A 23,119-nucleotide genomic window follows, 5' to 3' on the forward strand; every position below is an offset into this window, starting at 1 on the left:
TCAGGGATGCGTGAGCACGCGGTAGACGCCGTCCGGAGCGTCGCGGCCGGTCGCGACGGCGGCCTTCAGATCCGATACGAGGCGCGCAGCGACGGGCAGACGGTAATGCAGCGCGTCCCAGTAATTCTCGTCTCGGGTGGTGAGCGGCGAGATCAGGCGAAAATCCACCACGACGGCTCCGCGGCGTTTCCCGATCATCGCGGTCCGCGCCTTGCAGGCCTCTGCGCGTCGGCCGGCAGCCGAATCCGGCGGACCCTGTGCCGCCGCATGGACCGGCATGAAGGCCACGACCTTCAGCGCCTCTGCCGGCAGGCGTCCGAGCAGATCGTCAAGCCGGGTGAGCGCCGGCATCGGCGCGTCGAGGCGGTCGTCGGCCGTCGCGTCGACGGTCCCCGCGCGAATATGCGCCTGGGCGCGGCCGAGATCGTAGTGCTCATCCGGCGGCGTGAACACCGCGTAGCCATCGCCGCGGATCCTGGACCGTGCCAGCCCGAGATCGGCGAGCCCGGTTCTGACGGCCGTCGTCACCGAGCGCAGGTTGACCTGCCGGAGGACGTCACCGGGAGCCCGATCCGCGTAGAGCCAGTCCGGGAAAGCGTTGGCGGTTCGCGCCGGCGGATCGGCGGAGCACCATGTGGCGTCGAGACCGAACAGGACCGCGCGGATCGGCCGGCGCGCCAGGAACAGCGTGGCGAGGCGCGTCTGCTCGTCGGGCGTCGCGGCATTCATCGCCAAGTTGGCGAACCGCACACCGAAGGCCGCATCCAGTGCCTGCGGATCGAGCAGCCGCGCCGTCGAGGTGCCGAAGACCGCCGCGTCGAAGGGACCCCCGCGCGCGATCTGAGGGTAGGAAAGCCGCTGGTTGGCGTCCAGGATCGGACCGGGTGGGCGGCCTGGCGCGGCCCGCAAGCCGTAGGGATCGATTGCGGCCACGAAGCCAATCACCGCCAAGCCCAGAGCGGCGGCACTGACGACGAAGCTGCGTGCAAAACCGGTCCATCCTGCGGGCTGACCGGCTTGGCGGTGCGAGGGCGCTTTCATCAGCCAGTTCCTTACCCCGTTCTGCGAGCCGCGTCGCAGGATCGCGCGCGGAGACAGGCCGCATCAATCTTGGGCAGCGCAACGATCGATCCTTCACGTGTCCGCACAGTCAGATCGACGAAGTCCGTGAACGTCAGCTCCTCTCGGGCCAATTATGAGGCGCCGATGCTGCGGTGCGTCAGGGCGGCCGGCTGAGATCTGGACTATCAGGATCAGGAGCACCTCGTTCTGATCCGCGACCGCATTCGCTTCGTCCTGTGCCTGTACGGGACCGATCAGGATCTCGCGTGCCTCCCGGTATCCGACGTGGCCGCAGCGGCGGAACGTGCCGGATCCTCCACGGCGTGCGTGATGATCAATGGCCGATTCAGCGGCGCCGCAGGCGCCATGGCGGAGGAGCAGAACGTCCCGGCGCTTCACTGCTCGCGAATTGGCCGGTTGTCGCCCCAGCCCAAGACCATCGCGGCGGCGCACAGCGACCGTCGGACCGGTCTTCCCCGGGCGGCTTGATCTCGCAGCCCCGGACTCGCGGTGCGTCGACGCCTTGGCTCCTGCCGGCCTGAACCGAGCGCCCTGAAGTCTCCCGGAGCTCGCCGACAGGCGCGGCCGTGTGCGCTTGCGCAACCCCGGGATACGCAAACCGCGATAGGGATGACCTCACGAACGGAGGTCGGTGATGAGCCTGTCGGACAACGTGATGCGGTCCCGCAATCCCGGAACGCAGGCTCGCCCCGAACCGAAGCGTGGCCTTGCCGACCTGATCATGATCGGTGGCCTCTTGGCAGGCCTGGCCGTGATCGGACAGAGGCTCATGCTGGCGCTGAGCGCTGGTTGAAGGCTTGGATGTAGGCCTTTGCCCGGCGCGTCCCTTCCTGTGGCCCGATCCCTTTCGCCGGCGGGCTTCCAAGCTCGCCCATCGCCCGTGGGCTCGGCCGCGCTGCTCGTCGACACATCGCGTCTCCTTCGGCCCGCCCGTCGCGGCGGGAAGATGTTTCTCCGAGCAGGGCAACGGCCGCTTCACCATCCCACGCGGATGCTGTTGCTGAATCGGGGTCCAGGCCGTTTAGGCGCATGGATCAGTCCGCGCCTCCCGAAACGGACCGTCATGCGACGGAGTCGGATGCCCTCGCCGTGTTGCCGACGGGCGTTTTTGTCACCCGATGGCGTCAAATCACGGGCGAGCCGCCGGCCGTTCTCCTGAACTCGCGATCCGCGATGATCGCGCTACTGGTGGAGAGTGTACCCGCCGCGCCGCTCACGCTTCCCGGTGTCGGATCCGAAAGGACGGATCTCGACGCTGGCCCGCGCCGACCGCAGAAGCAGAGTGCGGGACGCCCGGACGGGCGAGGCGGGGGATAGTCTGCGCTCCGACCGCCGGGCAGGCCTCACGTCGACCAAGACCCAGAGGCGGCCCGCGCAGAAAATCGGACCGAGGGGCGCAAGTCGGACACACGTCGAGGCCTGCGCGAGGCCGATGAACGCGTTCGTGCGGACACGGGACGCTGTCGAGGCGGCTGCGGCGCGTTACCCGCACCCAAGCATCACGCCTGTTCGGCAACACTAGGCCGACCGGCGCCTACTTTCAGTGATCTCGGGAAATCTTGGTCGGAGTGGCAGGATTTGAACCTGCGACCCCCACGTCCCGAACGTGGTGCGCTACCAGACTGCGCTACACTCCGAAGGCCGACCCGCGTGACCGCCAGGGCCGGCGAGCGGGTGTATAGCCGCGCCTTTCCCCTACCGCAAGCGCGGTGTTGCGCCTTTTCGGCCGAGATGATCGGGCCAGTCGTCGGAGAGCCGGTGACATGTGACCGCTGCCTCGGCCGCTTGGACCGCTGCCGTGGCGACATGGTCTGCGCCACAATCGAGATCCATCAGAGTCCAGGGACCGTCCAGGTCCCAGGATTCGTCGCCGACGGCCCGGAGAAGGCGCGGGACATCGGGCGGGACGCTGACGCTGAACCGATCGAGGGGCAGCGACAGACCGCTGCCGAGTGCCTTCACCACAGCCTCCTTACGCGTCCACAGGCCAAAAAAGCGCCGCTCGACCATGCTCCGCGGAGCTTTGGCCAGGGCAGACACCTCATCGGCGGCGAAATGCCCCTGTGCGATACGCAGCGCGTCCGACATCGGTCGCACGGCTTCGACATCGACGCCGATCGGCGTGTCGCGCGCGAGGCCGATCAATGCACGCTCACCGGAATGCGACAGGTTGAACTGCAAGACGCCCTCCGCCGCGTCCGCAAGCTCCGGCTTGCCGTTGGGGCCGACCGCAATCTCGACCGCGGCCGGTAAGACACCGAGCGCATCGGCGAGGATCAGGCGGAGTGCCGCGTGGCTGGCAACGAAGCGCGCCCGATCGGCCGGCCGCAGGAAACGGTCGGCGCGCAGGCGTTCCGCACCGTCGAGGACGGCTCCGCACCGGTCGAGATCGCCCGGACGGAGGGCGAGGTCCACGACCCAGACCTGAGCCGCGCTCACGCGACGCCTCGCGGGGACTGAGGGCTGGCGCTAGCGTCGGCAGGGCGAAACGGCACGGGCAGTGATCCGGTGAGGACGGTATGAGCAGCATCGGGAACCGGCCTGTCGCGTGCAAGAAGCACGGGGCTTCATGACGTTGGACGTCGCGGATCTCCGCAGCTTTCCCTTCCGAGGGCTGAATCTCGGCCGGGGGATCGTCCGCTACGGGGTGTTCTTCGCCACCTATCTCTATCAGGGTCTGATTGCGGGCTTCTCCCTGACCGCGCTTGCCAACCACCTCGCGGCGCAGGGCGTTTCGCCGGCCGAGGTCGGCCTCCATTTCGCCCTGGCGGGCCTGCCCTGGACGTTGCAGCCGTTCCTCTGGGGTCCGTGGGTGGACCGGGCCGGCGATACGCGGATGGGACGGCGCCGGCCCTTCGCGATCGCCGCGCTCCTCGGCTGCCACGCGAGTCTGGCGCTCCTCCTCGTCGTCGGAGACGACGCAATCGGTACACTGGGCCTGGTCTTCCTCGTCCACAGCCTGTTCGCGTCCCTCCTCGACACCGCCTGCGACCGGATGATCATGGACCATGTGCAGGCTCATGAACTCGGCCGGGTCAGCGCCTGCACCCGCGCCGGCTTCGTGGCCGGAACCAGCCTCAGCGCCGCGCTCCTCGGCTGGATGCTCGCGAGCTGCGGCTTGGCGGCGAGCACCCGCTGGCTGCTCGCCGCCGCGATCCTCGCAAGCCTGCCAATGCTCCTGGTCCGCGAGGCGCCGAGCGATCCGATCTGGTCGCTCGAACGCCGCGGACCGGCACCGCGACGCGTCCCGTTCCGGCGCTTCCTGGGCCGGACGGTCCTCGCCCTGCGCCGTCCGCGCGCCCTGCGGTTGCTCGCCCTGTGCTTCGGCCTGGATGCGGCGCTCGGCCTGTTCGAGCTGCCCTTCTCGGTCGACCTCCTCCAGCAGCAGGGCTGGGAGGCCGCCGGCCTGTCGCGCCTCCAGGCGGTGCTGACCCTGGTGAGCGGCACAGCCGGCGCCGTCGCGGTGGGACTCTGGTCGGACCGCGCCGGGGCTGCAGCGCCGCTTCGCGTCCTGCTTCTGGGCAGCGCCGTCACCTTCGTACTGGCCGGGGGCTTGATCAGCGCCGGCCTCGTCGGGGCCGCGGCACCGGCGATCCTGGCACTCACCAGCGTGCTGCCCGGCCTGCTGATCGTCGCCCTGATGCCGGCCCTGCTCGAGGCGAGCCGGGGCCGCCCGGGCGCGGCCACGCAGTTCGAGGTGTACATGGCGGCGATGAATCTCGGCTCGGTCTCCGGGACCGCGGTCGCAGGCTGGCTGGCCCCCGTGCTGCCGCTCCAGGCGGTCGCCGCCCTCGTCGCCGCGGCGTTCTTCGCAGCCTTCCGGATGGCGAAGCGCGGCGATCTGCTCGCCTCCCGCCCTTGAGAGAAGCGGGGAGTGTTGGCCCCGGCCGACTCCCCCTCGGCCGCCGATGCGTTAGAACCCCGGCATGGCCGTCACGAAATCCGAACCGCTCGATCTCGACCTCACCGCCGAGGAAGCGCGCGCCGAGTATGCGCGCCTCTCGGACGCGATTCTGGAGGCCGACCGGCTCTACTACCAGGAGGATGCGCCCGAGATCTCGGACGCCGAGTACGACAGCCTGCGCCGTCGCATGGAGGCGATCGAAGCCCGTTATCCGGATCTCGCCGGCACCGGGGCGGCCAGCACGTCGGTCGGCGCCAAGCCCTCGGAGAAGTTCGCCAAGGTGCGGCATGCGGTGCCCATGCTGTCGCTGGGCAACGCTTTCGACGATGCGGAGGTGGCCGAGTTCGTCGCGCGCGTGCGCCGCTTCCTCGGCTGGCCCGACGACGCCCCCCTCGCCTTCACGGCCGAGCCGAAGATCGACGGTCTGTCCCTGTCGCTTCGCTACGTGAACGGGCGGCTCGAAACCGCCGCCACCCGCGGGGACGGCGAGGTCGGCGAGAACGTCACGGCCAATGCCCGCACGGTGCAAGACATCCCGGCGACGCTTTCGGGGTCCGGTTGGCCGGAGATCTGCGAGGTGCGCGGGGAGGTCTACCTGTCCCACGCCGATTTCGCCGCCATCAATGCCCGCCAGGAAGCGGCCGGCAAGCCGCTCTTCGCCAACCCGCGCAACGCCGCCGCCGGCAGCCTGCGCCAGCTCGATCCCGGGATCACCGCGTCACGACCGCTGCGATTCTTCGCCTATGCCTGGGGCGAGCTGTCGGCGCCCATCGCCGACACGCAATTCGGCGCGCTCCAGCGCTTCGCGTCCTGGGGGTTGCCGGTGAACCCGCGCACCGAGACCTTCACCGACACAGAGGCGATGCTCGCCCATTACCGCCGCATCGAGGCGGACCGGGCGGGGCTCGGCTACGACATCGACGGTGTCGTCTACAAGGTCGACGATCTCGGCTTGCAGAAGCGGCTCGGCTTCGTGTCGCGCTCGCCGCGCTGGGCGCTCGCCCACAAATTCGCCGCGCAGGAAGCGACGACGGTACTCGAGGACATCGTCATCAATGTCGGCCGCACCGGCTCGCTGAACCCGCTGGCCAAGCTCCGGCCCGTGACGGTGGGCGGCGTCGTCGTGTCCAACGCCACCCTCCACAACGAGGGCTACGTGAAGGGCGTCGGCGCGGACGGCGAGCCGATCCGTGACGGCCGCGACATCCGCGTCGGCGACACAGTCACGGTGGTCCGGGCCGGGGACGTCATTCCCAAGGTCATGGATGTCGACCTCACCAAGCGCCCAGCCGACTCGCGGCCCTACGCGTTCCCGGAGACCTGCCCGGCCTGCGGCAGCCGCGCCGTCCGCGCCATCAACCCGCGCACCGGCCGGCCCGACGCGGTGCGGCGCTGCACCGGCGGCCTGATCTGTCCGGCGCAGGGCGTCGAGCGGATGAAGCACTTCGTGTCGCGCAACGGATTCGACATCGAAGGTTTCGGCGAGACCTACATCGAGGTCCTGTTCGAGGCCGGGCTCGTGCGCCAGCCCGCCGACCTGTTCCGGCTCGATTTCGAGACGCTCAAGGCCGCCATCGTAGCGCGGCGCGAGGCGCTGTCAGCCGAGCGGCGCGCGGAAGCTGCAACGGCCGAGCCGCCCAAGAAAGCCGCCAAGAAGAAGGGCGAGGAGGACGACAAAGCGATCAAGAACCTGCTCGCCGCCGTCGAGGCGCGCCGCGCGGTGCCGATGAACCGCCTGCTCTTCGCCCTCGGCATCCCGCAGATCGGCGAGGCGACCGCCAAGGCGCTGGCGAAGCGCTTCGCCGACATGCCGACGCTGATCGCAGCGATCCGCGAGGCCTCGGCGACTCAGCCCGGTCCCGACTGGATCGAGCTCACCGCCGTTCCGCGCGTCGGAGGCACCACCCGGGATCGTCTGCTCGATCTCGGCTTCCCGGAGGATGACGCGGCACCGGCCAAGGAGCGGGCGCGCCTGAGCACCGTTCAGCGCGAGAACCTCCTCAGCCATTACGGCGATGCCGACGCGGTGCGCGCGGCGATCGCGCGGGCTGCGGCGCAGCGCCCCGGGGATGCCTACCGGGTCTTCGCCGACGATGGTGAGATCGGCCCGGTGGCGACCGATGCCCTGATCCTGTTCCTTTCCGAGCCGCACAATGCCGACGCCGTCGCGGCACTGCTCGACGCGGTCACGGTCGAGCCGATGGAGCAGGCAGCCTCGGCCTCCGCCTTCGCGGGGAAGACCGTGGTCTTCACCGGAACCCTGGAGAAGATGACCCGGAACGAAGCCAAGGCGGTGGCCGAGCGCCTCGGCGCGAAGGTCTCGGGCTCGGTCTCGGCCAAGACCGACCTCGTGGTGGCCGGCCCGGGGGCGGGCTCGAAGCTGAAGGATGCCGAGAAGCACGGCGTCCGCGTCGTCTCGGAGGACGATTGGCTGGCGATGGTGGCGCAGGGTTGAAGCCCGAGTCGTGGCGGCCTAGACCTCTCGGGGAACACCCCGAGAACTCACACCCGGCACGGTTGAACCGCGATGACGGTCCTGGCCCTCGACTTCGAGACGGCCAACGAGCGGCGTGACAGCGCCTGCGCGGTGGGTCTCGCCTGGATCGCGGATGGCCGAGTCGTGCGCCGCGAGAGCCACCTGATCCGGCCGCCGGAGTTGCGCTTCGCGCCCGGCAACATTCGCGTGCACGGCATCCTGCCGGCCGACGTCGCCGACAAGCCCGATTTCGCCGGCGTGATGGCGCCCTATCTCGGCGATCTCGGCCGCGGTCTGATCCTGGCGCACAACGCGAGCTTCGATATCGGCGTCCTGCGCGCCGGCCTGACGCGGGCGGGCTTGCCCGTGCCCGATCTCGCCTATCTCTGCACGGTCCAGGTGGCGCGCCGGGTCTTCCCCGCCCCGGAGGGTTGCGGGCTCGGCAAGGTCGCGCGACGCCTCGGCATCCGCTTCGAGCACCACGATGCCGGCGAGGACGCCTATGCCTGCGCGGAGATCGCGCTGGCCGCGATGCGCGAGCGGGCGGTCCCGGACGTGCACGCCCTCGCGGCCGCGCTCGGATTGCCGGTCACGCGGGCGGTTGGCGGTCCGGCCGTGCCGCGTCGCAGCCCGGGGGCAATCAGCGGCCGGGTTCTGGCGGCCTTCGGCGACGAGCCCGCGGCCCTGCGCTTCGCCATGCGGGGATCGACCGGCAACCGCTACCACGTCAGTTTCGAGGAACGACCGGGCGGCCCGCAGCTGCGCTGCACCTGCACGGCCGGCCGCTACGGGATGCGCTGCCGCCACGTGAAGGCGCTGGAGGTCGGCGACATCACCGACCTACTCTCGGACAATGCCGGCGACGTCGTCCTCCTCGCCCGGATGCTCGGAGCCAAGACCCCCGTCGCGGGCGCGGCCTGACCCAGCTCAGGCCGCGTCGAGGCAGGCGCGGAAGGCCGCCACGGCGCGCACGACATCATCAGCCGCGATGTGCCGGTGCGTGACGAGCCGCAGCCGCCGCTCACCGAGCGGGCGCGTGCGGATGCCGGCCGCGTCGAGATCCGCGACCCAGCGCGCGCTGTCGCGGCCGGTCCGCCCGAGATCGACCTGCACGATGTTGGTCTGCGGCGCGTTCGCCGACAGGCGCGGCAGGGCATTCAACCCGTCGCTCAGCTGCCGGGCGCGGTCATGATCCTCGGCGAGGCGCGCGCCCATGACGGTGATCGCCTCAAGGCCGGCCGCGGCCACGATGCCCACCTGTCGCTGCGTCCCGCCGATCATCTTCCGCAGGCGCCGCGCCGCCGCGATCACCGGCCCGTCGCCGGCGAGCACCGCGCCGACCGGGGCGCTCAGGCCCTTCGACAGGCACAGTGACACGGTGTCGACATGGGCGGTGAGAGTGGCCGGCGCGACCCCGAGATGGGTCGCGGCGTTGAACAGGCGAGCGCCGTCGAGATGGACCGGGATCCCGCGCGCCCGGGCGATGTCCGCCACCGCCGCCATGTGGGCCTCCGGCAGGACGGTGCCGCCGGCGGCGTTGTGGGAGGTTTCCAGCGCGATCATGGCCGTCCGCAGCGGGCTCGCGCCCGGCCGGAGGGCGTCCTCCAGCCGGTCGAGGTCCATGGCGCCGTCCGTGCCGCCGATCCCGTAGAGAAACGCTCCGGTCAGGGTGGCGGCCCCGCGCTCGGTGTGGAGCATGTGGGCCTGCGCCTCGAGCAGGACCTGCTCGCTGCGCTGGACCTGGGCCAGGATCGCCAGAAGATTGCCCATCGTGCAGCTCGGCACGAACAGACCGGCCGCCTTGCCGAGCATTGCGGCGGCGGTCTCCTCCAGCGCGCAGGCCGTCGGGTCGGCGTCGAGCCCGTCGTCGCCCAGCGGCGCCGTCCGCATCCGCGCGTACATCGCCTCTGTCGGCCGCGTGACCGTGTCGCTCCGCAGGTCGACCACGGCCGGCGTCCCCGCCGCTTGGGTCTGATCGTTTCGCATGTCGCTCTCGCCGCCCTATCGGTACGCGGCCTCGTCACCGGAATCGGTCGGATGGGCCAGAGCCCGCTTGAGGACGTCGCTCATTGGCAGCTCAAGGTTGATGCCCCTGGGCGGGATCGGCTGCTCGAAGTAGCGGCTGTAGAGGCGGCCCACGGTGCCGTCCTGGATCAGCTCGATCACCGCCCTGTCGACGGCCGCCTTGAAGGCCGGGTCGTCCTTCGGCTCCAGGATACCGTAGGGTGCGAATTCCAGGCCCTTGGTGCCGATCTTGTAATCCGCCGGCCGCTTGGCGCCCGCCACCGTCGCGTGGGCCAGGGCGTCGTCGTTGATGGCGCCCGTGGCGCGGCCGGTCTCGACGAGCAGGAACACTTCCGCGGTGTCCTTGGCCGGCATCACCTGGATGTCGAGCTTGTCGCGGACATTGATCCGGGTGGCAACGCGCTGGGTCTCGCCGCCGGCCTGCGCCGCAATGGACTTGCCGCGGAACGAGGCGATGTCGTCGACATCCACCGGCGTGTCCTTCTTGGCCACCAGCACCACCTGCGCCACGAAGGTGGTCGGCGCGAACGAGACCAGCTTGTGCCGCTCGGGCAGGTTGCTGGCGGTGCCGCATTCCAGATCGATCGTGCCGTTGTTGATCAGCGGGATCCGCGTTGCCGACATCACCGGCATGTGCCGCACGTCGAGCTTGGGCAGGCCAAGCGCCGCCTTGAGCTTCTGCGCGACGTGCTCGCATATCTCAAGCGAATAGCCCACCGGCTTGGCATTCTGATCGAGGAAGCCGAAGGGCGGCGACGCGTCCGGGAAGCCGAGGCTGATCTGTCCGGTCGCGCGGATCTTGTCGAGGCGCCCCTGCGCACAGGACGGCGCGGCAAGCCCGGCCCAGCATAGGGAAGCCAGCAGGAGCGACAGCGTCCTCGACATGATCCGAACCCCCTCGTTATGTCTGACCCGGCGAAGCACCGAACCATCGTCCCGCCCCGGCCTCGTCCGGAAGCTTTGCCGCACGATCCTAGGAGCGGCCGCGCGCCATCGTCCAATGCCGATTCACCCGCCGAGCATACGGATCTGATATGGCCGAACGGCGCATGACCTTCCGGCACATCGAGGCCTTCCGGGCCGTGGTGGCCACCGGGTCGATGACCGAGGCGAGCCGCCGGCTCCACACCTCGCAGCCACAGGTGAGCCGCCTGATCGCGCAGCTGGAGGCGATCACGGGCCTGCCCCTGTTCGATCGGAGCGGGAGCCGTGTTGTCCCTTCCCTCGACGGGACGCGCTTCCACGCGGAGGTCGAGCGCGCCTTCGTGGGCCTCACGAGCCTCGAATCAGCGGCCGCACGGATCCGTGCCTTCGGCGCCGAGCGGCTGCGTGTGGCGGCGATGCCGCGTCTGGCGGGAGGGCTCCTCGCGCGGGCAGTCGTGCGATTCCGCGCCGCGCATCCGGACGTGATCGTGGCCATCCATTCCGGCGACGACGGGACCGTGAACGAGTGGGTCGCCACCGGCTTCTGCGATGCGGCGCTGACGATGCTCTACGGCGAAGCCCCGGAAGCCCGCCTGGAACAGGTCGAGACGCGCGCCTGCGTCGCCGTCCTGCCGCAGGATCATCCGCTCACCGCGCGGACCGCGCTCGCACCCGAGGATTTCCGCGGCGTTCCCTTCGTCGCCTCCTCGCTGGGGAGCGCCCTGCGCAGCCGGACCGAGGCCATCTTCGAAGCGGCCGGCGTCGACCTGACCATCACCGCCGAGGCGGGCCTCGGCGCGTCGATCTGCACCCTGGTCTCGGGCGGGCTCGGGGTCAGCGTGATGAACCCGCTGGCCGCCTACGAGGAGGCAAAGGTCTCGCCGATCGCGATCCGGCCCTTCGCCCCCGCCCTTCCGGTGCATTTCGCGCTGCTGTTCCCGCCCGACCACGCCCGGGGTCGGCTGATGCGGGCCTTCGGCGCCTGCGCACGGGCAATCCTCTTGGAGGAACTCGCCCAGCTCCCGGACGCCGCGAACGGGCGTCCGGCCAGTCGACCTCAGGCGGCGCGCTTCTCGGCCCCCGCGTAGAAGGTGCCGCCACGCTCGGCCATCGCAGACAGGTTGTCCGGCACATGGAACCGGGGCCCGTGCTTGGCCTCGAGCTTCCGCGCAAGGTCGACGAACGCCGCCGCGCCCATGAAGTCGATGTAGGACAAGGCACCCCCGGTGAACGGCGCGAAGCCGAAGCCGAGGATCGAGCCGACATCGGCCTCGCGCGGGTCGGTGACGACGCCCTCGCCCACCGTGCGGGCCGCCTCCAGCGCCTGCACCACCAGGAGCCGCTGCTTCAGCTCGGTGAAGTCGACGGAATCGGGATCGAGGCGGTTCGGCTGCAGATCCTTGAGGCCGGGCCAGAGGCGCTTCGGCGCGCCCTCCGGATAATCGTAGAAGCCCTTGCGGTTCTTGCGGCCGAGGCGACCCTGGTTCTCGACCATCTCGGAGAGGATCGCCTTCTGCGCCGGATCCACGGCGCCCTGCCCCACCTGGGCCTCGGTGGCCTTGGCGATCTTGAGCACGAGGTCGAGGGCAACCTCGTCGTTGAGCGACAGGGGCCCGACCGGCATGCCTGCCTGCCGCCCGGCGCTCTCGATCATCGCGGGCGGCACGCCCTCGGCCAGCATCTTGTGCCCTTCGAGGATGTAGGCGCCGACGCAGCGGTTGGCGAAGAAGCCGCGGGCGTCGTTCACCACGATCGGCGTCTTCTTGATCAGGCGCACGTAGTCGAGGGCGGTGGCGAGCGCCGCGTCGCCGGTGGCCTCGCCCTTGATGATCTCGACGAGCATCATCTTCTCCACGGGCGAGAAGAAGTGGATGCCCACGAACTGCGCCGGGCGCTGCGAGCCCTTCGCCAGCCCGGTGATCGGCAGGGTCGAGGTGTTGGAGGCGAAGATCGCGTCGGGGCGGATTACCGCCTCGACCTTCTGGATCACCTCGGCCTTCACCTTCGGATCCTCGAAGACGGCCTCGATCACGAGGTCGCATTCGGCAAGCGCGCCGTAATCCGCCGTGGCGGTGATCCGGCCGAGCAAGGCATCGCGGTCGGCGGTCTTGGCCCGGCCCTTGTTGATCTGGCCGGTGATGAGCGTGTGGGCGTAGGCCTTGCCCTTCTCGGCGGCCTCGACCGACTGGTCGATCAGCACCACCTCGAGACCCGCCTGCGCGGTCACGTAGGCCACGCCCGCGCCCATGAAGCCGGCACCGATCACGCCGACCTTGCGTAGATTGGTGGCCGGCACGTCCTTCGGCCGGCGGGCGCCCTTGTTCAGCTCGCCCATGGAGATGAACAGCGTGCGGATCATCGCCGCCGCCTCGGTCGATCGGAGGATGTGGGCGAAGTACCGGCTCTCGACCCGCAGGGCGAGGTCCATCGGCAGTTGCAGGCCCTCGTAGACGGAGGCCAGGATCGCCTTGGCGGCCGGGTAATTGTCGTGCGTCTCGCGCCGGTAGATCGCGTTGGCCGGCGGCCAGATCATCATGCCGGCCGGCGAGTAGACCTTGCCGGAGGGCGCCTTGAACTTCGGCACGTCCCACGGCGCCACCGCCGAGCCGCCCTCGCGGATCCAGGCCTTGGCGCGTTCGACGATCTCGGCATGCGGCGCCACCGCGTGGATCAGCCCCATGCCCTTGGCCATGGGCGCGCGGATCTGCTCGCCCTTGAACAGCATCTGGAGGGCGTCGCCGGTCTGCATCAGCCGGGCGACCCGCTGCGTGCCGCCGCCGCCCGGAAACAAGCCGACCTTGATCTCCGGCAGGCCGACCCGCGTCTTCCCGTCGTCGGAGGCGACCCGGTAATGGCACGAGAGCGCCAGCTCGAAGGCCCCCCCGAGGCAAAGTCCCCGGATCGCCGCCGCGAAGGGCTTGCCGCAGGTCTCCAGCCGCCGGAACAGGAGAGAGAGTCGCCGGGAAGCGTCGAAGAAGTGGCGCATCGCCACCTCCTCGCCCTGCTCGGCCTTCAACTGCTCGTAGGCCCGGCCGAGGCCCTGGAGCATGGTGAGGTCGGCACCGCCGGAGAAATTGTCCTTGCCGGTGGCGATGACGCAGCCCTTGATCGCCGGATCGGAGGCGACCTGCTCGATGATCTGGTCAAGCTGGTCCATCACCCCTTCGGTGATCACGTTCATCGAGCGGCCGGGCATGTCCCAGGTCGCCACAGCGATGCCGTCGGGATCGGTCTCGAAGCGGAAATCGGTCAGCGTCACGGTGCCGTCCTCCCAGGAGAGCGTTAGCGAAGTACCAAGGTGGTGACGTTAAGGTTGCGTAGAGCGGCGGAGTCCAGGATCCGCCGGTCGGGGGGCACCGACGGAAGCCAGACATGACGAAGGATATCGGCTGCCGCGCCTGTCGTGCCGGCACCAAACTCGACTTCGACTTCACGATGGCCTTCCAGCCGATCCTGGACCTCGCCGACGGCTCCGTCTGGGCCTACGAGGCCCTGGTCCGTGGCCCGAACGGGGAGCCGGCCTACACGATTCTCGATCGGGTGACCGACGAGACCCGCTACCAGTTCGATCAGGCCGCCCGCGTGAAGGCGATCGAACTCGCAGGCGCGCTGTTTCCGCGCGACAGCGCCACGCGGCTCTCGATCAACTTCATGCCGAATGCGGTCTACGAGCCGAATGCCTGCATCCGCGCCTCGCTGGAGGCGGCGCGGCGCATCGACTTCGAGCACCGGCGGATCATGTTCGAGTTCACCGAGCAGGAACGCTTCCGGGACCTCGATCACGTCAAGGGCATCGTCGCCGCCTACCGGAAGCAGGGCTTCCTGACCGCCCTCGACGATTTCGGCGCGGGCTTCGCGGGCCTGAGCCTGCTTGCCAATTTCCGCCCCGACCTCATCAAGATCGACATGGACGTGCTGCGCGGCCTCGACAGCGATGCCGGACGATACGCCATCGTCTCCGGTGTCGTTGCCATCGCTCGCGCCCTCGACGTGACAGTGCTCGCCGAGGGGGTCGAGACCGCGGCGGAGCTCGAGGCTCTGCGTAGCATCGGGATCACGCTGGTTCAGGGCTATCACTTCGCCAAGCCCCTTCTGCAGGCGTTGCCCCCGGTCGCGGGCTTCACCCCCGTGGCGGCCGCGCGCGCAGCCTGAGGCCGGCCCGACACGCGCGGCGTCCACCGCCTATTTCGGGGCCGGAGCCGGCGCCGCAATCGGCGGCACCGGCGCGGCGCCCGGCTTCGGGGTGTTGTCGGTCGCTGAAGCGACCGCCAGCATGTTGAGCAGCTTGGTGACGGAGTTCTGCGAGATCGCCGTCACCGACGAGTTCGGATCGGCGTTCATCGTCTGGAACTTGAGGTAGGTCGGATCGGAGTAGATCTCGTCGAGATGCTTCAGCTCGGTGAGGCTGAACTTCTCGGCGTAATCCTTCGACAGCCCCTGGACCATGAGGGTTCGCTGCTTCTCGAACTCGTCCAGCAATTCCTTGCGCACGGCCTCGGCACGGGCCTCCGGCATCGGCGCCACGGTCTTCTCCAGGGCGACGTTGAACCCGGTCTGGAGGTTCTTGATCAGGGTCTTGTTGACCAGCGTCGTGGCCGCAGCGACGCGGTCCGCGGCTTCATCGGCACGTGCGGCGACCGGCAGGCTCAGGGTGACGCCCAGACAGAGCGTCGCAATCAGGCGGTTCAAGGGCTTGTCTCCCGTTGTTTTATCGTCCGGCCCACTGATGGGGCCGGACGTCGCCCGCGCCTCTAGCAGCGTTCCCGGACTTTGGGGAGCGGCGGTGCGCCGCTCCCTCGCACGCGGTGGCTCACACCCGCTCGATGATGGTCGCGGTGCCCATGCCGGCGCCGATGCACAGCGTGATCAGCGCGCGCTCCTTGCCGGTCCGCTCCAGTTCGTCGAGCGCCGTGCCGAGGATCATCGCGCCGGTGGCGCCCAGCGGGTGGCCGAGGGCGATCGCGCCGCCGTTCACGTTGACCGCCTCCGGGTCGAGGTCGAACGCCTGGCAGAAGCGCAGGACGACCGCCGCGAAGGCCTCGTTGACCTCGAACAGGTCGATATCCGACAGGCTCAGGCCCGACTTCGCCAGGACCTTGCGGGTGACGTCCACCGGGCCCGTGAGCATGAGGGCGGGGTCCGACCCGATATTGGCGAAGGCGCGGATCCGGGCGCGCGGGCGCAGCCCCGCCGCCTCGCCGGCCGCCCGGGAGCCGATCAGCACGGCGGCCGCGCCATCCACGATGCCGGAGGAGTTGCCGGCATGGTGGACGTGCTCGACCGTCTCGACGTCCGGATGCGCGTCCGTCGCAACGGCATCGAAGCCGCCCATCTGGCCCATCTGCACGAAGGAGGCCTTCAGCGCGGCCAGCGACTGCATGTCGGTGCCGGGACGCATGTGCTCGTCGCGGTCGAGGAGCGTGATGCCGTTCACGTCGCGGACCGGAACCACGGAGCGGTCGAACAGGCCCTCGCCCCAGGACTTCGCCGCGCGCTCCTGCGAGCGCACCGCATAGGCGTCGCAATCGTCCCGGTTGAAGCCGTACTTGGTGGCGATCAGATCCGCCGACACGCCCTGCGGCATGAAGTAGGACTTGATGGCGATCGCCGGGTCCACCGGCCATGCGCCGCCCGAGGCGCCGATGCCGATGCGGCTCATCGATTCGACACCGCCGCCCACCGCCATCTCGTGCTGGCCGCTCATGACCTGCGCGGCGGCGAAGTTCACGGCGTCGAGACCGGAGGCACAGAAGCGGTTGATCTGCACGCCCGGGACATGCGCGCCGTAATCGGCCACCAGTGCGGCGGCGCGGGCGATGTCGCCCCCCGCCTCCCCGACCGGATCGACGCAGCCCAGCACCACGTCATCGACGAGGCTCGTGTCGAGGCCGTTGCGGTCCTTGAGCGCGCGGAGCGCCGTCTCGGCCAGCCGCAGGGCGGTGACTTCGTGGAGGGAGCCGTCCGCCTTGCCGCGCCCGCGCGGCGTGCGAACGTGGTCGTAGATGAAGGCGTCCGTCATCAGCACTCCCCCGGGGCGTCGATCTTCGCCGGTCGGCGACGCGGCCTTACAGGGCCGTCTCGGTTCGCGCCAGTCTGCCACGGGGCGCGCGCCCTCCGCCAGCCCCGAAAGCAGGGCGCTGGCGAACCGCGCGTGACAGCAGCAATGATTTGGCAGTGATCGTCCGGGGGCGGCATCGATCACGCCGGAACGGGAAGATTCCCGCAGCCTTTCCGGAGCGAACCTGCTCCGGCGGGAGCAGGTTCTTCCAGAAGATCAAGATGCTCGACTAGTCCTGGAGCATCCGCTTCAGCAGCTCGACTTCATCACCGAGCACCGAATCTTCGCCGATCTGCTTCTCGATCTTGCGCACGGCATGCAGCACCGTGGTGTGGTCGCGTCCACCGAACCGGCGGCCGATCTCCGGCAACGAGCGCAGCGTCAGCACCTTCGAGAGGTACATGGCGATCTGACGCGGCTTGACCACGGCGGCGGTCCGCCGCTCCGACAGGATGTCCGAGCGCGAGACGTTGTAGCGCGAGGCGACCAGCTTCTGGATGTCCTCGATCTTGATGCGTTTCGGCTCGCGGTTCTTCACGAGGTCGCGGATCGCGCTCTCGGCGGTCTCCATCGTCACGGCGGTGCCGGTGAGCGTCGCGTGGGCCAGCAGGCGGTTCACCGCGCCTTCGAGGTCGCGGCCGTTGGCGGTGATCGCACGGGCCACGTAGGCCGCCACCTGCGGCGAGACATCGAAGCCCGGATGGGATGCCCGCACCGCGGCGAGCCGCGCCGACAGGATCGAGACGCGCAGGGCCTCGTCGAGGGCGGTGATCTCGACGACGAGTCCGCCGCCGAGCCGCGAACGCACTCGCTCGTCCAGGGCCTCCAGCTCGGTCGGGGGCCGGTCCGAGGCGACCACGACCTGACGGCCTGCATCGATGAGCGCGTTGATCGTGTGGCCGAACTCGGCCTGGATCGACTTGCCCTGGATGAACTGCACATCGTCGAGGATCAGCAGGTCGATACCCCGCAGGCGCTCCTTGTAAGCCAGCGCCGATTGGGTCTTCAGGGCGTTGACGAAGCCGTACATGAACCGGTCGGCGGTCAGGTAGATCACCCGGCGCCCGGCTTCGCGGGCGGCATGGCCGATTCCGTGCAGCAGGTGGGTCTTGCCCAGCCCGACGCCGGCATGGAGGTAGAGCGGGTTGTAGAGCGCGCCCTCCCCCTGGTGATTGGCGACCCGCTCGGCAGCTGCATGCGCCAGGGCGTTGGAGCGCCCGATCACGAAGCTCGCGAAGGTCAGCCGCGCGTCCAGCGGCGTGCCGCTGAGGTCGCCGCCGGCCTCGGCATTGCGCGCCTCGGGCGAGGGCGAGACCGCGGCGACCGGCATCGGCGCGCTGGTCGCGTGGAGGCGAGCGAGCGGGCCGCTGGCCGGGCCGGGCTTCGAAACGCCCGCGGCGACCGGACGGACCGGGGCCCCGGTCCCGCGCACGCCGACCTCGATCCGCGCGATCTCCTCGACCTCGGCCTTGAACGTGTTGAGCACGCGGTCGAGGTAGTGCGACTCGATCCAGCTCTTAAGGAAGCGGGTCGGGACCGTCAGCCGGGCCGTTCCGCCGGCAACAGCCTCCAGCTCCAGACGGGCAAACCAGCTCGCGAACACATCTTCGCCAAGCTCAGCCCGCAGCCGGCGCTTCACCCGCGCCCAGGCGGACCCGTAATCCGCGTTGCCGCCGCTGCGGCCCCCGTCGTCGTCGCTCGCCACCGTTCCGTCGACACGCATCATTGGCTCTCCCGACGCTGCCCGCGGAAGTCCGCAGGCCGCGCGTACGCACGAATTACGCCTTCAGCGTCCCGCAAGAACGGGCGGGACAGAGTCCTCTGGACGGAGTCAACCCCACCGCGAGGAACTTTTGCCGATTGGGAGAGCCTATCAACAATTACCTACGGTTCCTTTAACAGTGGGACTTGTGGGGACGGCGCGGATTCCCATTCGCAAGTGTTCCCGGAGGCGCAGAACACGGACGCTAGAGTCTTGGCGAATCGGATTGATTCGTATGAGTCCCAAAATCGTCGTGTTATGCTTGACCTGGGTCAGTTTCTGTTAAGCTACACGCGGTTTCCGGACTCCGCAATCGCGTTGATTCTTGGATAGGGTTAACAGTTCGCGGCGACGCGGAACTCGGGGGCGATCGCCCAAGCCAGGACAGCGCGCACGAAAAAGCCCGGCGCGAAGGCCGGGCTCGAAATCGTCTCGGACGTGCGTGACGTTTTAGGCAGCGAGCGCCTTCACACGGGCGGCGAGGCGCGAGACCTTCCGCGAGGCGTTGTTCTTATGAACGATGCCGTGCTGGGCGGCGCGCATCATCTCGGGCTCGGCGGCGCGGAGGGCGGCCAGCGCGTCCTGCTGGTTGCCGGTGGCGATGGCCTCCTCGACCTTGCGGACGAAGGTCCGCATGCGCGAGCGGCGCGAGCGGTTGATCGCCGTGCGCTTGGCGATCTTGCGGGTCATCTTCTTGGCCGAAGCGGTGTTGGCCATGTACGTCCTCGTGTTTCTCGTCGGGCGATGCCGACGGGCCGGCTGGGCCGGAAATCGGTCGTCGCGTCAGGTTGTCTGGCGATGGCCGAGAAGCAGCGCGCGCGAAAACGCGGCCCCTCGGCGAAGCGGTTTCTATAGTGAGGGGGGCGCCGCGCGTCAACGCGCTCAGAGGCAAATCCCGATCTCAGGCTTCGGCCACGGCCCAGGACCTGGGAAGCGCTCGGCCTGCCCGACCGTGGTCATCCTGAACGCAGACGGCAGCACAGCCGGTCCAACGACGAGCGCTGAGCGGCTCACGCAAGCGAGCTTCGACTATTCGGGCCAGCGCAACGCCGCCGCCGCCGCCAGCGTCCCGACCACGGCGGCGATCAGCGTCAGCGCCGCCAGCACCGCCAGCGGCACGAGGAACGGCACCGTCCCGCCGCTCGCCGCCTGCGCGGCCGAGACGCCGAAGATCAGCGTCGGGATCATCAGCGGCAGGACCAGCACGGCCAGGATCAGGCCGCCCCGGCGAATCGAGGCCGTCAGCGCCGCGCCCACCGCGCCGATGAAGCTCAGAGCCGGCGTGCCGGCCAGCAGCGTCAGGGCGGTGGCGCCCATGGCGGTGCCGTCGAGGGCCACCAGCAGGCCGAAGAGCGGCGCGGCCAGCGCCAGCGGCAGCCCCGTGGTCAGCCAGTGCGCCGCGACCTTGGCGAGCACCACCAGTTCGAGGGGCACCGGCGCGGCGGTCATCAGGTCGAGGGAACCGTCCTCCTCGTCGGCCTGGAACAGCCGGTCGAGGCCGATCAGCGTCGCCAGCACGGCGGCGAGCCACAGGATTGCCGGGCCGATCCGCGACAGCAAATTGAGATCGGGCCCGAGGGCGAAGGGCACCAGCGCGACGATCATCAGGAAGAAGACCAGCGACAGGGCGCCGGAGCCGCCGACCCGGCCCGCGAGGCGCAGGTCGCGGGCGATGAGGGCGAGGAGCGCGCGAATCACGCCCATTCCTCCAGCACGTCCGCGACCGGTGCCGCGGCGGCGGTCTCGATGCGCAGCTCAGCCGCGCCGGCGAGGCCGAGGGATTGGTGGGTGGCGGCGATCACGAGGCCGCCGCCGGCCCGATGGCCCTCCATCAGCTCGGCGAGCACCGCCTGCGAGGCCGTGTCGAGGGCGGCGGTCGGCTCGTCCAGGAGCCAGAGCGGCCGTGCGCAGACGAGGAGCCGCGCCAGCGCCACGCGCCGCCGCTGGCCGGCCGAGAGATAGGCCACCGGCAGGTCGTGCGCGTGGCCGAGGCCGAGCCGCTCCAGTGCGGCGCGCGGGTCCAGCCGCGGCGCGCCCAGGAGCCGCTGCGCGAACAGGAGATTCTCCCCCGCCGTCAGGGAGCCCTTCAGCCCGTCGCGATGGCCAACCACGTGCAGGCATTCGGTCAGGCTCGCTTCGCCGACATCGCCGACCGTGATCCGACCGGAATCGGGACGCAGCCGGCCCGACAGGATGGCGAGGAGGCTCGACTTGCCCGCGCCGTTCCGCCCGGTCACCGCCAGGGCATCGCCGGGTCCGAGGGCGAAGGACAGATTGGCGAAGATGCGGCGACCGGAGCGGCGGCAGGCCAGATTGTCCACGCTGAGCCGCACCCGATACCCCGCCCTCGTTCCGGCACCGCGCGGCCGCTCCGCGAATCGCCGCCTCCATGCCTGATTGCGCCGCGGAACGGAACCGCACGGCGCAGCTGCGCTTTCGTTCTGCAACGGAGGATTGCCCATGGCCGAGGCGAGAAACCCGAGCGAGACCGAGGTTGCCGCAACGCCCGACGCGGTGGCCGGACGCGCGAAGGTCGAGGCGCGCATGGCGCAGTGCACCCCCGAGGAGCAGACGGCGTTCTGGGAGGCGGTCGGCCGGTGCTTCGGCGGCGGCAAGCCGCCAGCGATGAAGCCGGCCTCCGGCTGATCAGCCGCTCTTCCGCGTCAGGGCCCGCAGCGCCCCGCGGAACGTCCGGACGTCCTGCTCGGTCAAGCTCATGCGGTGGAGCATGTCGCGCATGTTGCGGGCGATGATCTCCTTCTTCTCCGGCGGGTAGAAGCCGGCCTCGTCGAGCGCCGCCTCCAGGCTCCCGAACAGCGCGATCAGCGCCTCGCGGGTCGCCGGCGGCGAGAGCAGCTCGCCCGTGAAGGGCAGCTGCGCCCGCCCGCTCGCCTGCCGCCACGCGTAGCCGACCAGCAGGACCGCCTGCGCCAAGTTGAGCGAGGGGAAATCCGGGGAAACCGGGAAGGTGATGATCGCGTCGGCGAGGGACACCTCGTCGTTGGTGAGCCCGACCCGCTCGCGGCCGAACATCACCGCGGTGCGCTGGCCATCCCGGGTCACGAGTTCGCCCATGGCCTCCTCGGGTGCGAAGACCCGCTTCATCTGCCCGCGCTCGCGTGCCGTGGTCGCCAGCACGTACCGGCAATCCGCGATGGCCTCGGCGACGCTGCCGTAGATCGTGGCGCCGTCCAGAACGTGCGTCGCGCCCGAGGCCGCCTCGCGGACGCCCTTCTTGGGCCAGCCGTTCTTCGGGTTGACGAGGCGCAGCTCCGACAACCCGAAATTCGCCATGGCGCGGGCGGTCATGCCGATATTCTCGGCAAGCTGCGGCTCCACCAGGATCACCGCGGGGGCGATCCCGGGCGGCAGTTCGGTGACCTTCCTGCGGGCATCCTCGGGGGCGTCGCCCCGTGCGTCTCGGCTCGTCATGGCGGCCGTCTGGCATGACGAACCCGCGCCCGTCGAGGGGCGAGTGACGATGCCGCCCGGATGACAGCGCGCGCCTTCCGTCGCCGGATGGCCCGCGCTATGTCGCGGGGCGATTCCGGCCCGGGGCGCCCGACAGGGCTCCCGGGACAACGACCGCACGGCCCTTGCATGCCGTGCGCGGGGACAACGCGGGAAGGCATCGGTCCATGGCGAAGATCAAGGTAGCGAACCCCGTCGTCGAGCTCGACGGCGACGAGATGACCCGGATCATCTGGGCCGAGATCAAGAACAAGCTCATCCACCCCTATCTCGACGTCGACCTCGAGTACTACGACCTCGGCGTCGAGCACCGCGACGCCACCAACGACAAGGTGACGGTCGACGCCGCCGAGGCGATCAAGCGCCACGGCGTCGGCGTGAAGTGCGCCACCATCACCCCCGACGAGCAGCGGGTGCAGGAATTCGGCCTCAAGGAGATGTGGCGCTCGCCCAACGGCACGATCCGCAACATCCTCGGCGGCGTGATCTTCCGCGAGCCGATCATCTGCAAGAACGTGCCCCGCCTCGTGCCCGGCTGGACCCAGCCCTTCGTGATCGGCCGCCACGCCTACGGCGATCAGTACCGCGCCACCGACTTCAAGGTGCCCGGCAAGGGCCGCCTGACCATCAAGTTCGAGGGTGACGACGGCACGGTCATCGAGAAGGAGGTGTTCAAGTTCCCCGACGCCGGCGTCGCCATGTCGATGTACAACCTCGATCAGTCGATCATCGACTTCGCCCGCGCCTCGATGAACTACGGCCTCGCGCGCAAGTACCCGGTCTACCTGTCGACCAAGAACACCATCCTCAAGGCCTATGACGGACGGTTCAAGGACCTGTTCCAGAAGGTCTACGAGGAGGAGTTCGAGGCCAAGTTCAAGCCCCTCGGCATCACCTACGAGCACCGCCTGATCGACGACATGGTCGCCTCGTGCCTGAAGTGGTCGGGCGGCTACGTCTGGGCCTGCAAGAACTACGACGGCGACGTCCAGTCCGACACGGCCGCGCAGGGCTTCGGCTCGCTCGGCCTGATGACCTCCGTGCTGATGACGCCGGACGGCCAGACTGTCGAAGCCGAGGCCGCCCACGGCACCGTCACCCGCCACTACCGCGAGCACCAGAAGGGCCGCGAGACCTCGACCAACTCGATCGCGTCGATCTTCGCCTGGACCCGTGGCCTGTCGCACCGCGCCAAGCTCGACGGCAACGACGATCTCGCCAAGTTCTCCGCGACCCTCGAGAAGGTCTGCGTCGACACGGTCGAGGCCGGCTTCATGACCAAGGACCTCGCGCTCCTCGTCGGGCCGGACCAGAAGTGGCTCTCGACCACCGGCTTCCTCGACAAGGTCGATCAGAACCTGAAGACGGCGATGGGCGCCTGAGGCTCCCGCACCGGCGCGAGACGCGGCGGGCGTC

General features: G+C 69.7%; 21 protein-coding genes and 1 tRNA gene. 9 read left to right on the forward strand and 13 right to left on the reverse strand.

All coding sequences use genetic code 11. The features are described 5' to 3' along the window. The gene (locus BLT59_RS15480; RefSeq protein ID WP_091781745.1) at positions 1-1,041 is read right to left on the reverse strand and encodes a hypothetical protein; all 1,041 of its coding nucleotides are present in this window, start codon (positions 1,039-1,041) and stop codon (positions 1-3) included. Between the two features lie 676 nt (positions 1,042-1,717). Here BLT59_RS15480 and BLT59_RS31315 point away from each other — a divergent pair. Then, complete coding sequence (locus BLT59_RS31315; protein WP_175544024.1) at positions 1,718-1,876, forward strand: hypothetical protein; 159 nt, start codon at positions 1,718-1,720, stop codon at positions 1,874-1,876. 767 nt (positions 1,877-2,643) lie between these two features. Here the strand turns inward: BLT59_RS31315 and BLT59_RS15485 are convergent. Together BLT59_RS15485 and BLT59_RS15490 are read right to left on the reverse strand one after the other, a co-directional pair. After that, a tRNA-Pro gene (locus BLT59_RS15485) sits at positions 2,644-2,720 on the reverse strand. Between the two features lie 58 nt (positions 2,721-2,778). Further along, a complete protein-coding gene (locus BLT59_RS15490; protein ID WP_244514005.1) occupies positions 2,779-3,264 on the reverse strand; it encodes a 4'-phosphopantetheinyl transferase family protein in 486 nt (161 codons plus the stop codon). Between the two features lie 111 nt (positions 3,265-3,375). Between BLT59_RS15490 and BLT59_RS31855 the strand changes: the two genes are divergently transcribed. From BLT59_RS31855 to BLT59_RS15505, 4 genes are all read left to right on the forward strand, one after another. Then, positions 3,376-3,543, forward strand: a complete 168-nt coding sequence (locus BLT59_RS31855) for a hypothetical protein (RefSeq protein WP_244514006.1) — start codon at positions 3,376-3,378, stop codon at positions 3,541-3,543. A gap of 109 nt (positions 3,544-3,652) precedes the next feature. Beyond that, positions 3,653-4,945, forward strand: a complete 1,293-nt coding sequence (locus tag BLT59_RS15495) for an MFS transporter (protein ID WP_091781751.1) — start codon at positions 3,653-3,655, stop codon at positions 4,943-4,945. 64 nt (positions 4,946-5,009) lie between these two features. After that, complete coding sequence (ligA, locus tag BLT59_RS15500; RefSeq protein ID WP_091781754.1) at positions 5,010-7,442, forward strand: NAD-dependent DNA ligase LigA; 2,433 nt, start codon at positions 5,010-5,012, stop codon at positions 7,440-7,442. Between the two features lie 72 nt (positions 7,443-7,514). After that, on the forward strand, positions 7,515-8,384 hold the full coding sequence (locus BLT59_RS15505) for a 3'-5' exonuclease (protein WP_091781757.1): 870 nt from the start codon (positions 7,515-7,517) through the stop codon (positions 8,382-8,384). A gap of 6 nt (positions 8,385-8,390) precedes the next feature. On the opposite strand, the gene BLT59_RS15510 is transcribed toward BLT59_RS15505, so the two are convergent. Both BLT59_RS15510 and BLT59_RS15515 read right to left on the reverse strand, forming a co-directional pair. Then, positions 8,391-9,449 carry a threonine aldolase family protein gene (locus tag BLT59_RS15510; protein WP_091781760.1) on the reverse strand — a complete coding sequence of 353 codons (1,059 nt, stop codon included), beginning with the start codon at positions 9,447-9,449 and terminating at the stop codon, positions 8,391-8,393. A 15-nt stretch (positions 9,450-9,464) separates the two neighbouring features. Further along, positions 9,465-10,373 (reverse strand): amino acid ABC transporter substrate-binding protein, encoded by a 909-nt coding sequence (locus BLT59_RS15515; RefSeq protein WP_091781763.1) that lies wholly within the window; start codon positions 10,371-10,373, stop codon positions 9,465-9,467. A 149-nt stretch (positions 10,374-10,522) separates the two neighbouring features. Here BLT59_RS15515 and BLT59_RS15520 point away from each other — a divergent pair, with 149 nt between their 5' ends. Continuing rightward, complete coding sequence (locus BLT59_RS15520) at positions 10,523-11,500, forward strand: LysR substrate-binding domain-containing protein (RefSeq protein WP_091781766.1); 978 nt, start codon at positions 10,523-10,525, stop codon at positions 11,498-11,500. On the opposite strand, the gene BLT59_RS15525 is transcribed toward BLT59_RS15520, so the two are convergent. Beyond that, on the reverse strand, positions 11,470-13,671 hold the full coding sequence (locus BLT59_RS15525; protein ID WP_091781769.1) for a 3-hydroxyacyl-CoA dehydrogenase NAD-binding domain-containing protein: 2,202 nt from the start codon (positions 13,669-13,671) through the stop codon (positions 11,470-11,472). The genes BLT59_RS15520 and BLT59_RS15525 overlap by 31 nt on opposite strands. Positions 13,672-13,784: 113 nt before the next feature. Between BLT59_RS15525 and BLT59_RS15530 the strand changes: the two genes are divergently transcribed. Then, a complete protein-coding gene (locus BLT59_RS15530) occupies positions 13,785-14,564 on the forward strand; it encodes an EAL domain-containing protein (protein ID WP_091781773.1) in 780 nt (259 codons plus the stop codon). A 30-nt stretch (positions 14,565-14,594) separates the two neighbouring features. Here the strand turns inward: BLT59_RS15530 and BLT59_RS15535 are convergent, their stop codons facing one another. The 6 genes from BLT59_RS15535 to ccmA form a co-directional block, all read right to left on the reverse strand. Next, on the reverse strand, positions 14,595-15,101 hold the full coding sequence (locus BLT59_RS15535; protein ID WP_091781776.1) for a DUF2059 domain-containing protein: 507 nt from the start codon (positions 15,099-15,101) through the stop codon (positions 14,595-14,597). A gap of 121 nt (positions 15,102-15,222) precedes the next feature. Beyond that, positions 15,223-16,431 carry an acetyl-CoA C-acetyltransferase gene (locus tag BLT59_RS15540; protein ID WP_091781879.1) on the reverse strand — a complete coding sequence of 403 codons (1,209 nt, stop codon included), beginning with the start codon at positions 16,429-16,431 and terminating at the stop codon, positions 15,223-15,225. Positions 16,432-16,699: 268 nt separating this feature from the next. Further along, positions 16,700-18,193, reverse strand: coding sequence for a chromosomal replication initiator protein DnaA (gene dnaA, locus BLT59_RS15545; protein WP_091781882.1), 1,494 nt, complete (start codon positions 18,191-18,193; stop codon positions 16,700-16,702). A gap of 489 nt (positions 18,194-18,682) precedes the next feature. Beyond that, entirely contained in the window at positions 18,683-18,949 is a 267-nt protein-coding gene (gene rpsT / locus BLT59_RS15550; RefSeq protein WP_007561677.1) for a 30S ribosomal protein S20, read from the reverse strand. 312 nt (positions 18,950-19,261) lie between these two features. Continuing rightward, positions 19,262-19,930, reverse strand: a complete 669-nt coding sequence (gene ccmB / locus BLT59_RS15555; protein ID WP_091781884.1) for a heme exporter protein CcmB — start codon at positions 19,928-19,930, stop codon at positions 19,262-19,264. Further along, the gene (ccmA, locus tag BLT59_RS15560; RefSeq protein ID WP_091781778.1) at positions 19,927-20,565 is read right to left on the reverse strand and encodes a heme ABC exporter ATP-binding protein CcmA; all 639 of its coding nucleotides are present in this window, start codon (positions 20,563-20,565) and stop codon (positions 19,927-19,929) included. The genes ccmB and ccmA overlap by 4 nt, the downstream gene beginning before the upstream one ends. Before the next feature lie 127 nt (positions 20,566-20,692). On the opposite strand from ccmA, the gene BLT59_RS15565 reads away from it, so the two are divergent. Next, the gene (locus tag BLT59_RS15565) at positions 20,693-20,878 is read left to right on the forward strand and encodes a hypothetical protein (RefSeq protein ID WP_091781780.1); all 186 of its coding nucleotides are present in this window, start codon (positions 20,693-20,695) and stop codon (positions 20,876-20,878) included. Here BLT59_RS15565 and BLT59_RS15570 read toward each other — a convergent pair whose 3' ends face one another. Then, a complete protein-coding gene (locus BLT59_RS15570) occupies positions 20,879-21,664 on the reverse strand; it encodes an RNA methyltransferase (RefSeq protein ID WP_091781783.1) in 786 nt (261 codons plus the stop codon). It abuts the gene before it with no gap. 206 nt (positions 21,665-21,870) lie between these two features. Here BLT59_RS15570 and BLT59_RS15575 point away from each other — a divergent pair, with 206 nt between their 5' ends. Further along, positions 21,871-23,085 carry an NADP-dependent isocitrate dehydrogenase gene (locus BLT59_RS15575; protein WP_091781786.1) on the forward strand — a complete coding sequence of 405 codons (1,215 nt, stop codon included), beginning with the start codon at positions 21,871-21,873 and terminating at the stop codon, positions 23,083-23,085. Positions 23,086-23,119: the final 34 nt, after the last annotated feature.

It is taken from the genome of Methylobacterium sp. UNC378MF (assembly GCF_900103195.1).
GTDB lineage: Bacteria > Pseudomonadota > Alphaproteobacteria > Rhizobiales > Beijerinckiaceae > Methylobacterium.